The organism is Rothia sp. P4278 (genome assembly GCF_048512945.1).
In the GTDB taxonomy this organism is placed as follows: Bacteria; Actinomycetota; Actinomycetes; order Actinomycetales; family Micrococcaceae; genus Rothia.
Genome location: NZ_JBLXXU010000001.1, coordinates 165,471 through 177,304 on the forward strand (window position 1 = coordinate 165,471; position 11,834 = coordinate 177,304).

General features: G+C 58.1%; 10 protein-coding genes. 8 read left to right on the forward strand and 2 right to left on the reverse strand.

What is annotated here, in order from left to right; translation table 11 throughout:
• The first annotated feature begins 7 nt into the window (after positions 1–7).
• Genes murI through ACN085_RS00715 form a run of 5 tightly spaced genes read left to right on the forward strand, consistent with a single transcriptional unit; the run spans position 8 to position 4,228 of the window.
• Complete coding sequence (murI, locus tag ACN085_RS00695; protein WP_419110275.1) at positions 8–973, forward strand: glutamate racemase; 966 nt, start codon at positions 8–10, stop codon at positions 971–973.
• Between the two features lie 13 nt (positions 974–986).
• Positions 987–1,889, forward strand: coding sequence for an MBL fold metallo-hydrolase (locus tag ACN085_RS00700; protein WP_419110276.1), 903 nt, complete (start codon positions 987–989; stop codon positions 1,887–1,889).
• Positions 1,890–1,941: 52 nt separating this feature from the next.
• On the forward strand, positions 1,942–2,691 hold the full coding sequence (gene rph / locus ACN085_RS00705) for a ribonuclease PH (protein ID WP_419110277.1): 750 nt from the start codon (positions 1,942–1,944) through the stop codon (positions 2,689–2,691).
• Positions 2,691–3,323: an RdgB/HAM1 family non-canonical purine NTP pyrophosphatase gene (rdgB, locus tag ACN085_RS00710; protein ID WP_419100611.1), complete on the forward strand. Its 633-nt coding sequence runs from the start codon at positions 2,691–2,693 to the stop codon at positions 3,321–3,323. Before rph ends, rdgB begins: the two co-directional genes overlap by 1 nt.
• A gap of 23 nt (positions 3,324–3,346) precedes the next feature.
• Complete coding sequence (locus ACN085_RS00715; protein WP_419100610.1) at positions 3,347–4,228, forward strand: phosphotransferase; 882 nt, start codon at positions 3,347–3,349, stop codon at positions 4,226–4,228.
• Between the two features lie 11 nt (positions 4,229–4,239).
• Here ACN085_RS00715 and ACN085_RS00720 read toward each other — a convergent pair whose 3' ends face one another.
• On the reverse strand, positions 4,240–5,373 hold the full coding sequence (locus ACN085_RS00720) for an ADP-ribosylglycohydrolase family protein (protein WP_419100609.1): 1,134 nt from the start codon (positions 5,371–5,373) through the stop codon (positions 4,240–4,242).
• Between the two features lie 50 nt (positions 5,374–5,423).
• On the opposite strand from ACN085_RS00720, the gene ACN085_RS00725 reads away from it, so the two are divergent.
• From ACN085_RS00725 to ACN085_RS00735, 3 genes are read left to right on the forward strand one after another with little or no spacing between them, the layout of a single operon-like run.
• Positions 5,424–6,569, forward strand: a complete 1,146-nt coding sequence (locus ACN085_RS00725; protein WP_419105455.1) for an exonuclease SbcCD subunit D — start codon at positions 5,424–5,426, stop codon at positions 6,567–6,569.
• Positions 6,566–9,703 carry an AAA family ATPase gene (locus tag ACN085_RS00730; RefSeq protein WP_419110278.1) on the forward strand — a complete coding sequence of 1,046 codons (3,138 nt, stop codon included), beginning with the start codon at positions 6,566–6,568 and terminating at the stop codon, positions 9,701–9,703. Before ACN085_RS00725 ends, ACN085_RS00730 begins: the two co-directional genes overlap by 4 nt.
• A complete protein-coding gene (locus tag ACN085_RS00735; RefSeq protein ID WP_419100606.1) occupies positions 9,700–11,097 on the forward strand; it encodes an MFS transporter in 1,398 nt (465 codons plus the stop codon). The genes ACN085_RS00730 and ACN085_RS00735 overlap by 4 nt, the downstream gene beginning before the upstream one ends.
• Positions 11,098–11,179: 82 nt before the next feature.
• Here ACN085_RS00735 and ACN085_RS00740 read toward each other — a convergent pair whose 3' ends face one another.
• Positions 11,180–11,827, reverse strand: a complete 648-nt coding sequence (locus tag ACN085_RS00740) for an MBL fold metallo-hydrolase (protein WP_419105457.1) — start codon at positions 11,825–11,827, stop codon at positions 11,180–11,182.
• Positions 11,828–11,834 lie beyond the last annotated feature (7 nt).

Consider the following 11,834-nt stretch of genomic DNA (forward strand, 5'->3'; position numbering starts at 1 on the left):
GTCTGTCATGAATGATTCAAACCCAAAAATAGTCACCCCCTGGGGCAGCAAGGTGCTGGCAGAGCCAGCCGCCAGCGCCCCCATTGGCGTGTTTGACTCGGGTGTAGGTGGGCTGACGGTTGCCCGTGCCATCATGGACCAGCTACCGCACGAATCGATTATTTATGTGGGTGATACCGCCCACGGCCCCTACGGCCCCCTTAGCATAGCTGAGGTGCGTGCGCACGCTCTGCGGATTATGGACGAGCTGGTAGATTCCGGTGTGAAACTTTTGGTTATTGCCTGCAATACAGCCTCAGCGGCAGTTCTGCGTGATGCCCGCGAACGCTATACCCGCAAGTACGGTATTCAGGTGGTTGAGGTTATCCAGCCTGCCGCCCGCCGTGCGGTGGCCGCAACCCGCAAGCGTAAAATCGGTGTCATCGCCACAGAAGCCACGGTCACCTCACGCGCCTACGAGGACACCTTCTCAGTGATGAGCGACCTGGAGATTTATTCGGTGGCCTGCCCCCGCTTTGTGGAGTTTGTTGAGCGGGGCATTACCTCCGGATCTGAGCTTCTCCAAACAGCCGAGTCCTACCTTGCCCCCCTCAAAGAAGCCGGGGTTGATACCCTGGTGCTGGGTTGCACCCACTACCCGCTCCTGACCGGCGTTATTTCCTACATCATGGGTGATGATGTAACTCTGGTCTCATCATCGGAGGAATCCGCTAAAGATGTTTACAAGGCGCTACTGAGAGCCGGCCTTGAACGCCCCGCTGATCTACCGGCAAGCCACGAATTCTTGGCAACCGGTCACAGCGAAACATTTGAGCACCTCGCCCGCCGATTCTTGGGGCCCGAGGTCGCTCGCGTCCGTCACACCAACTCGGTAGCAGAGCAGTTTCCCACAGGCTCGCTTGCCCTTATCCCATCGGAGTTGATTAAGCCACGAGTCACCATCGAGGCAGACCGCTCCACCCCCAAACGCTAAGGAAGAAGACACCATGCGACTCACAGTGATCGGTTGTGCCGGTTCCTTTCCAGGGCCGAATGCGGCAGCTAGCTGCTACATGGTTTCGACTATCGATGATCTAGGTAAGACCTGGCGGATTATCATCGATATGGGCAATGGTGCCCTGGGGACTCTTCAGGCCCACATGAACCTTGAAGACATAGATGCGATTCTGATTTCGCACCTGCACCCCGATCACTGCATTGACCTGTCGGGCCTGCACGTTGCCGTCAAATGGAACCCCAACGGCTGGGGCAGAGGCCCTATTCCCCTCTATGGCCCCAGCGATATTCACCAGTACCTGGTCAATACCCACGGGCTACCGCTAGAACCGGGGATGCACACCGAGTTTGAGTTCAACGAGTGGAGCAACCACGCTGAGGTAAAAATTGGGCCATTCACCGTCACGCCCTATGCGGTCGTGCACCCCGTTAAAGAACCCTATGCGCTCCGTATCGTCTGTGAGACAGGTGAAGGGAAAACGATTCTGACCTACTCCGGTGACACCGATTCCTGTGACGGCTTAATTGAGGCAGCCCGCGATGCTGACCTTTTCCTCTGCGAAGCGGCCTACCAGGAGGGGCGTGACGACGCCTTGCGCGGTATTCACCTGACGGGCCGCAGGGCAGGGCTGGCTGCCCAAGAAGCCGGTGTGCGTAATCTGCTCCTAACCCACCTACCCATCTGGAACGACCCTGCTGTCGCCTTTGCCGAAGCCAGTGAGGTCTTCTCTGGTCCTATTTCGGTGGCCGAGGCTTCAGCTACCTACCGGGTTAACCCCCGCCGGGCACCGGAAGACTACGAGTCCGACCCCCAGACCACTACCCTCCAAGTGATTGAGCGCTACGTTGCCGGGCAAGGTATGCGCGCGCAAAGCTGGCAGGGACACGGCTAAAAAGTTTGCCCACGATTTCTACGGGTTCAAGCGAAGAAGATAGGCTGAAAGCATGACAGATAATATGGAATCCTCACCCGTCCGTGGCGACGGACGCACACCCGATGAACTCCGACCCATCACCGTGACCCGGGGCTGGGCTAAGAACGCAGAAGGCTCAGCTCTCATCGAGTTCGGTAATACCCGGGTGCTCTGCACCGCCTCGCTCACCGAGGGCGTTCCCCGTTGGCTCAAAGGCCAGGGAACTGGTTGGGTCACCGCCGAATATGCCATGCTCCCGCGTGCCACCAATACCCGTAACTCCCGTGAGTCCGTTAAAGGCAAGATTGGTGGCCGTACCCACGAGATTTCCCGTCTGATCGGTCGCTCTCTGCGCGCCGTGATAGATACCGAGGCTCTGGGCGAGAACACTATTGTTCTGGACTGTGATGTTCTTCAGGCTGACGGTGGCACCCGAACTGCCGCCATCACCGGTGCCTATATTGCTCTGGCCGATGCCATTACCTGGGCCCAGAAAGAGGGTGTTATCCCCGCTAAGGCTCGCCCTCTGACCGGGTCTGTATCGGCAATTTCTGTGGGCATCATTGACGGTGTCCCCATGCTGGACCTTCCCTACGAAGAGGACGTCCGCGCCGAAACAGATATGAACGTCGTGGTGACCGGTGAGGGTAAGTTCGTGGAGGTTCAGGGTACAGCCGAGGGCGCTCCCTTTGACCGCGATGAACTCAATGATCTGCTGGATCTTGCCTTGCACGGTACAGCCCAGCTAGCCCTGATCCAGCGTCAGGCCCTGGAGGACTAATGCCCGCCAAAATTGTTCTTGCCACCCATAATCAGGGTAAGCTGCGCGAGTTCCGTGAACTGCTGCGCGGAGCTATTGACGGACTGGACGTTGAAACCCAAGTGATTGATGCCGGTAGGGCCGGCGCCCCCGATGTGGTGGAGGACGGGGTAACTTTTGCCGAGAATTCACTGCTCAAGGCTCGCGCGGTAGCTGAGGCTACCGGTCTTATCGCTATCGCAGATGACTCCGGGCTTGCCGTGGACGTCCTGGGTGGGGCACCCGGTATCTTCAGTGCCCGCTGGGCAGGCAAGCATGGTGATGACCGGGCTAACCTGGACCTACTGCTTGCCCAGCTTTCGGATATTTCCGATGAACATCGGACCGCCCGCTTTGTCTGCGCGGCATCACTGGCTACCCCGGACGGGCGGCAGGCCGTTGAACACGGCGAGCTGGTCGGAACCCTGCTCCGTGAACCGCGCGGAGAGGGCGGGTTTGGCTACGATCCCATTATGGCCGCCCAGGGATTTACCGGTGAATACAGCGGCAAGTCATGCGCTGAGGTCCCGCCCCATGTCAAGAACGCCATAAGCCACCGCGCTCAAGCTCTGACTAAGCTCATCCCTCATCTGCAAGCAGTGCTGGCAGACTAACAGGCACCTAGGTAAAGACTCTTATGGCAGCGCACCTTACGCAGCTTGAACAAATGAAGGCCCTCCCCGTTGTCTACGCGGTGATGGAGCAGGCCGGTGTTGTCGTCCCCTCTGACCGTTGGGATATACGAACAACCGGGTCAGCTCATATCATCGTGAACATGGGCTCTGAGCTGAGCGTGCGTGTAGCTAAGACTCAACAGACCGGCTACCTGGTAGCTCGGCGTACGGAGATTTTACGTCGCCTGCCTAAGACCCTCCCTTTTGCGGTGCCCCGCCCCATTACCCGGGTGATTACCCGCAATGGTTTTACAGCGGTGGGTTTGACCTGGATTAAGGGCGAGCCTCGCCAGCAGGGAGCGGCCCCTCCCAAACAACTGGCAACCATGCTCAAGGCTATCCATTCGGTAGATTTTTCGGGCTATGGCCCCTACTTGGATATGGTGCATGAGCACTGGGGCGGGAGAGAAAACTGGGAAGAACTCCTGCGCCAGCAGGTAGTTCCTCGGCTCTTGACGACTGCCCAAAAAATCGCGCACAGGGCCATTGACCGGGTCGTCGCCCTGGACCCGGTAAGGCCAGTACTGGTTCACAGCGATCTAGCTGGCCACAATATCCTGTGGAAAGGCGATAAGCTGGTGGGCGTCATCGACTGGGATCATGCGTCGGTGGGGGATCCCGCGATTGATTACGCAGCCCTGGGTAACTACTACGGCTGGGATTCTCTGACCAGGGCCCTGGACGCTACCCAGTTAGAGCGGGCACGCACTGTTGCCCAGCTCCTGCCCCTTCAGTCGCTGGCCTACAGCATGAAGAACGGTATGGGGGGCGCTATCCAGCGGCTCGCCCTAGAGCGGGCAGATGAATGGTATCTGGACCACCGCGCCGAAATTTTCGACGGATAAAACCCAGTGGTTTAGATACCCAACTGGGTGAACCAGGCTTTCTCCACGAGCTCGAGAGCGGCCCGTGCATCGAGCCCTTCCAGCAGTTTTGCCGGTAGGACGGCGTCACTCCACCGGGCACCGACAAGGGAACCAACCAAGGCCGCGATAGAGTCTGAATCCCCGTCAACAGCTACAGCATCGGCTAGCGTTTGGAGCAGGGCCTGGCTTGGCTTCATGCCCTGGGAAACCAGGCTTTCTGTAGCAAGGAGCAGGTAGAGACCGTAGCCTAGGCAGTCGGTTGCCAGAACCAGGGCACCAAAACTTTTGCGGGCTTCATGAGCCGGGGACTGCCGGTCCGCCAGTTCAAGCGCCCGGCCAAATGCCGCACGGGTGAGCGTGGCATCACCGGGAAGTAGGCTACTTTTTTCAACAGTCCCTAGCCAGTTTTTAACCTCCTTGAGGGCAAGACGTACCGGAGAATCCACCGGCACAGCAAGCTCGTGTGCACCTAAAAGGTAGCGGATCATCAGAGCGTAGGCGGCTGCTGAAACCAGGGCTTCTGGGTGCCCGTGCGTGAGGGCGGCGGCCTGGACGGCAAGTTTGATGACCGTAGCATCATCAGCAACTGGCAGATAGCCAAAGGGAGCAGAGCGCATGAGCGCACCGGTACCCAGGGCGTCAGGGTTTACATTCTTGGAAATGAACTGCATCTGCCCGGTTGCTAAAGCATTCAGAGTGGCCTTACCCGGCCCCCGCTTCTGGCGCATGATTGCCTGAGAATTCAGGGGGCGGGGGAGGGAATAGGGTGCGGCTTCGGGGGCGGTGTGACCGGTGCCGGTGTACCAGCGCAGGTAGGACAGCCAGATACAGGCCAGCTCATCGGCGGCCTGACCCTCATTGTTCCATTCCAATACTTCGGTTAATCCGTCCAGGGTAGCCAGGGTGAGCTGGGTATCATCGGATACCGCCAGGTCACCGCCTGCCAGAGCTTCTAATAAGTCGGTTTCGCCTGCTACTGACCACCGCTCAAGCATCTCGGTGCGACTGAGGGTTTCTACGCGGTAGCCCAGTGCATCACCCAGTGCGGTGCCAAACAGTGAACCCCGTAGGGCCGCGCGGTAAGCAGGTGAGAGCGCATCAGGGGCAGGAAAAACTGAAGTCATGCTCTCTATTCTAAAGCGGGGCTGACTGTAGGCCCATTAGACTAGGGAGCATGCGAATTTTGCACACCTCCGACTGGCATCTGGGCCGTAGCTTCCACGGTACCTCCCTGCACACCGTAACCGAACAGCTCATGGATGAGCTGGTAGAGCTGGTTCAGGAACAAGCACTGGATGTGGTTCTCATTAGCGGAGATGTCTATGATCAGGCTCAGCCTCGCACCGAAACTGTAGAGCTTTTTGACCGCACCCTCACGCGCCTTACTCAAGCTGGTACCCGGGTTCTTGCTATTAGTGGCAACCATGATTCAGCCATCCGGTTGGGTTTTGGCTCTTCGCTACTGAGTGCCGCAGGAGTGCACCTGGTGACCTCACAAACTCAGGTGGGAACCCCCACCCTCATTGAAGCCGGGGGAGTGTCGGTAGCTTTCTACGGGGTTCCCTATCTGGAACCGCGCCCCATCGCCGCTCGCTGGGGCACCGAGCCTACCCACGCCGGCGTTCTCGCTGAGGCTATGCGCCGTATCGAGCAGGACAGGGCACCCCGCCACGTAGATGCCAGCATTGTCTTGGCCCACTGTTTTGCTGGTGGGGCTGAACCTTCTGAATCTGAACGGGATATCTCGGTAGGTGGTGTGGAACAGGTACCTGCCCGCCTCTTCTCATCAGCCACCTATACTGCTCTGGGGCATTTGCACGGGAAGCAGAAAGTAACCGATACCGTGCGCTATTCTGGGTCGCTCTTGGCTTATTCCTTTAGCGAACAGAACCACCGCAAAGGCGCCTGGATTCTTGATATTGAGCCGGGTGGTCACCTGAGCGTCACCGACTACCAGTGGAAGACCAAACTGGTACTCAAAACCTTACGGGGAACTCTCGAAGAGGTGCTTTCTCCCCAGAATATCGTTGAGTACGGTCAGGCATTTGTCAGCATCACCCTGACCGACCCCGAACGTCCAGCTCAAGCCTTGGAAGAGCTCAAAGCGCACTATGAGCATGTGCAGGAACTCTACTTTGACCCTCAAGGAGTACAGGCGCGCCAAAAACACAGCTACCGGGCGGCTCAAAGCAAGCACAGCCCCCAAGAGATTTGCGGTTCTTTCTACGAGCACGTGCGCGGGCGGCAACTGACAGATGACGAGAGCGCCTACCTGGCTGAAGTCATGGAAACAGCACGAATTCAAGGAGGGGCAGAATGAGAATCCACCGCTTAGAGCTCAAAGCCTACGGCCCCTTCCCCGGCACCGTGGCCATTGATTTTGATGACCTCAACCGCGAAGGCATCTTCCTGCTCAACGGCCCTACAGGCTCGGGCAAGTCATCCATTCTCGATGCCATCTGCTTTGCTCTCTACGGCACTACGTCCTCAGGGCGCACCGACCTTAAATCTCGTTTCGCTGAGCCTGCGGTACAGCCGCGCGTGACCCTGGAATGTACTATCGGGGGCACCCGCTACCGTATCGAACGCAACCCTGCCTATGAGCGACCCAAAAAACGTGGTGAGGGAACCATTACCGAGCAGGCAAAGACCCTGATTGAAAAATACGATGCGGCCACCGGCGAATGGGAGAGCGACCCCACTATTACCCGCCATAAGGACGCCGGCGACTTTATGCTTTCGGTACTGGGTTTGAACGCCCAGCAGTTCAATCAGGTCATGCTTCTACCTCAGGGCCAGTTTCAGCGGTTTTTGCTGGCGTCGTCCGGTGAGCGTGAACAGCTCCTCAAGAAGCTCTTCGGGACCTATGAATTTGAGGCTATCCAGAACCTTTTGACGGAGCAGGCTAAGGAAGCTGGTCACCGTGCGGATCAAGCTAGCCATGAACTTGAGGTACTGATTGGCCGCGGTCAACGGGCTGAGCACGGCGCTCGCTTAGAGGAAAGTTATGCCCTACTGGGTCTTGAGGGCCTGCTGGCAGACTCCGATAGTGAGAGCACCACACTTTCTGCAGATAAACCGGCAAGCGCACCGGGTTACCTTGAAGAACTTGCTGCTGAGCTGGGTCAGCTGCATAGCCAGCTCCTAGAACGCACAGGTCAAGTAGCTGAAGAACTCACCAGGGTAAATGACCAGCGCGCCCAGATGATTCAGCTCAACCAGCACTGGCAGGAATATAGCCAGCTGACCCTGGTCCTAGACAAGCTGGAAAGTGCCAGAGAAACTGTTACCCAGCAGAGTAGTCTGCTGGAATCCCACCGCAAGGCGACCCTTGTATTGCCTTTCCTCACTGCGGAGGAAAGAGCGCTAGCATCCTGTGAAAGCACCCGGCAGCGCGTCACCGCGCTAAGTTTCCGGGGGCAGGAATTAGTCTCAAAATTACAGGGAAATCTTGACCCAAGGGCGCGTGAGCTTGCGACCGTGGAGAAGGTATTGGACCTTCTCAAGGATCAGCAGGACGTAGAGCATTACGAGCAAATAAGCCATGACCTGGCTGAATATGCCAAGGATCTTCAAGCACTGGACCGCGATGAGCAGAGGCTGATAGACCTGGCGGCCGAGCAGAAACAGGCCCAAGCTCAAGGTGCTCCGCTGGAAAGCAAAGTGTGTGAGGCAGAGCAGGACCTTACCGCCCATCGCAAGAAGATTCAAGACCTTGAAGAAGAATACAAAGGCCTTGAAAATGCACCGGTTGAGCTCGAAAAAGCAGGCATGGACTACGCCGGTGCCCAAGAGGCGCAACAAAAGGCAAGGGCATTGGTCCGTGCGCGTCAACGGGTTGAGCAGGCAGAGCAAGCAGCTACTGAGACTGAATCGAAACGGGTGCGGGCAGACCACCAGGCCGATGAACTTCACCGCCGCCGTTTTGAGAATGCCGCGCTGATTCTAGCCGAAGCTCTGGTTGCCGGTCAGCCATGTTCAGTCTGCGGTTCACGCCAACACCCTGCACCTGCTACCGGACTAGAAGCAGGCGCCGCGGTCAGCGAAGAAGCCCTGCAGAAGGCTCGTGCCCAGAGAACTGCCGCCGAAACCGAGGCTTCTCGAGCCCTGGGCGAGCTTTCAGCTGCCCGGGAATCTCTGGACCAGCTCACCCGGTCAGGCGCACCTGAACCCGAAACCGCCCAAAACCTCATAGCTCAAGCTCAGGACGCGCTGACCCGAGCCCAGAAAGCCCAAACACGTCGCGATGAGTTAGACCAGCTACTCCAAGAGGGCAAGACCCACGAAGAAAAGCTGAGGGCCCAGCTGGTGGCAGCGCAGCGCCTGGTTGCTGAGCACAAGGCCACAATCCAAGAACGAGCCCGAACACTAGCCGAACTTGAAGCCGGGCTGAAACCTCAGACCCAGAAGATGAGCTTTGCTGACCGCGCCCATGCTCTAACCAGCCTCAATACCTGCCTGACCCAGCTCGGTAACTCCCGCCTGGAACAGAGCAGGCAGGCTGAGGTTTACCGGCTTGCTCAGGCTGAAACAGCCCAAGCCCTAGGCCAGTCAGGCTGGAGTGATCAAGCCCAAGTGCGAGCTGCGCATCTTGCACCAGCACAAGCCCAGAAGCTTGAGCAAGAGATCCGTCACTACCAGGAACGGGTGCTTGCTACCCGTGCCCGTCTTGAGAGCCCAGCCCTGCTGAGCATTGCTGAACGCGCTAGCCGGGGCGAAACCGCGCCCGATCCGCAAGACCTTGCGGTTCTTACCTCCCGCCTAGAAACCCTCAGCCGCGAAAAGGATGAGCTCATCGCCCACTCCACCCGCATTTCGGGGGCAGAGGATGAGATCATCCAGGTACAGCAAGAGCTCACGGCCGCACTGACTCGCAGCCAGGAACTGATCGAGACCGCCCACCTGCGGCAGGAACTCGCGGCTACGGCCAATGCCACCCCCGGGAGCGATAACCACCTGCGGATGACGCTGACCACCTATGTGCTTGCCTATCAGCTTTCCGAGGTCGCTCTGGCCGCCAGTGAACACCTGGAAAAGATGACCCACGGGCGCTACCGGCTAGAACACAGCGACCGTGCTCAGGGACGCGGAAAATCAGGTCTGGGCTTGTTGGTCTTTGACTCCTGGCACAATGCCCACCGCCAACCGGCCAGCCTGTCCGGGGGAGAAAGCTTTATGGCATCCCTGGCCCTAGCTCTGGGACTGGCTGATGTGGTCCAGCAGGCCAACGGTGGCATCGAAATTGACACCCTCTTTATTGACGAAGGCTTCGGCTCTCTGGACGATGAAACCCTAGAAGAGGTCATGTCCACCATCGACTCACTCAGAGAACGTGGACGGGTCATCGGGCTCATCTCCCACGTTGCTGAGATGAAAAACCGGATTAACAGGCACATCCTCTTGCAGACTTCCCCCCAGGGTTCTAGCCTGGTGAAAGAAACAGGAGCAGTATGAGCCAGCCCCAACGTAAAACCAAAAAAACCTTTACCTACAGGACAGCGGCACCGCGATACCGTGGTGCGCAATCTCAGGTTCCTGCGACCACCGCTAGTATCCCCATCACGATTGCTGAGGGGGCCCGCAGGCTTGTCGTGTCGGCCCGCTATGCCAGGAGCAGGTTCCAGGGTATTTTGCTAGCTCACGGGTGGCGTTTCCTAGTTTTCTCTTTGCTGATGCGTCTGCCTGCGGCTATGGTCATGCTGGCAATTATGATGATGCTGGCGGTGCAGAACGGTGAGGCCACCCTAGGCGGATACGCGGCAGGTACTGTGGGCCTGAGTTCTGCCCTGATGATACCGGTCTACCGTTCCATCTCTGAACGGTGGGGCCAGCGTCGCATCTTCTTCGCCGTTACCGCTTTGAACATGGTGGCCCTGATGTGGTTGACGACTGAGTCGCTCCGGTTTTCGGGCACAAGTAACGGATCGATTACCCGCTTTCTGGTGGCCTGCGCAGTGGTGGGTGTAACCACTGTTCCCCTGGGAGCCATGATGCGAAGCTACTGGAGCGCTGAGTATCTGAGCACCAAGGATCGGCGCAAACTCAATGCCTCGATCTCCTTGGAAACCATGCTCGATGTCACCGCTATTCCCGCCGGTGCGGCAATTGCGGGCATGACTACCGTACTTTTTACCGCTCAATCCACCCTTTTTGCGGTGATCCTGATTGATGTTCTGGGGCTCATCATGTTGCTCTGGCGGCCCGAGAACCTGCCGGTGGAAACCCGTGACACCAGCGCGACTGAACGGCGTAAGCCGCTACGCGGTGTCAGCAGGTCACTACTTTGGATTCCCCAGCTGGGTACGATTTGCTTGGGTATTTCTTTGGGCGCGACCCAGGCCTCCATCGTTTCTTTTACGATGAGCACGGACCAGCTAGGTGCAGCGGGCTTCCTCATTGCCCTTCTTGGGCTCTGCGCTGTCGGCGCGGCACTCTTCGTACTGTTTGAGCGGCTCCCCATGTTCGGCTGGGTGGCCTGGCTGATTAGCGGCATTTTCTTGATGATGACCGCAATGATACTTTCCTTGCCGGGGTCAACATCCGGCATGATTCCACCCCTCATCTTCATGGGTATGGCCTACGGTATGTGCCTGGTAACCATGGACTCGGTTGCGGCCAGTCTCTCTGCCCGAAAAAATCTGGATTTGGCACTGTCTACGCTCCAGGCGAGTTCTTTAGGCGGCATTGCTCTTGGTTTTGTGTGGGCGGCTGACCTCAGCGGAAGCTACAGCTACCAGGTCTCGCTCATTATCCCGCTGGTGGCTGCGGCTACCTTCTTCTGCTTGGGCCACCTGTACGGTTTCCTGTGGAGACGCTCCTACGAAGAGCACCTGGCTCTGCTGCCTTAAAGGAGCTTGAGAACAGGCTGGGCCGCTACTTCTTTTTGGCAGTACCGGCCCAGCCCGTAGTGAATGAGCGGGTTAGCCTGGTCTAGTGGCCTCGCTTCATCCAGGTATCGAGCTCAGGGGCTTCTAGGCCGATACCGGTGGAGTCACCGTGCCCGGTCAGAACCGCTGTGGACTCAGGCAGGGTAAGGAGCTTTTCCTTGATGGACTCGATGATGGTCTCAAAGCTGGAAAAGGAACGCCCAGTCGCACCGGGACCCCCCTGAAAGAGGGTGTCCCCCGAGAATACCACTCCCTCGCTGTTTTCCCAGCTGAGGGTAGGCGCGTAGAAGCAAACGGACCCGGGGGAGTGCCCAGGGGTTGCTAGAACTGTCAGCTCAGTGTCCCCGATAGTAATCCGGTCACCGTCAGCTAGCTCAGCATCAAAGTCCCAGGAGGGGTAGACCATCTCCCAGAGCGGGCGATCAGCGGGGTTTAGATAGACCGGGGCACCGAACCGGTCAGCGGCTTCACGGGCAGAGCGGATATGATCATCGTGGGCGTGGGTCAGCAGAATCTTTTCAACCCGCCGTCCAGCTAGGCGGGTAGAGATAGCATCCACATCATGGGCCGGGTCAATCAGAATCAGGGACTTATCGTTACCGACCAGCCAGACATTGTTATCAACCTCCCAGCTACCTCCGTCGAGCGAGAAAGTCCCAGAGGTTACTAGCCGTTCAATACCTTCAGTCATTTTTACC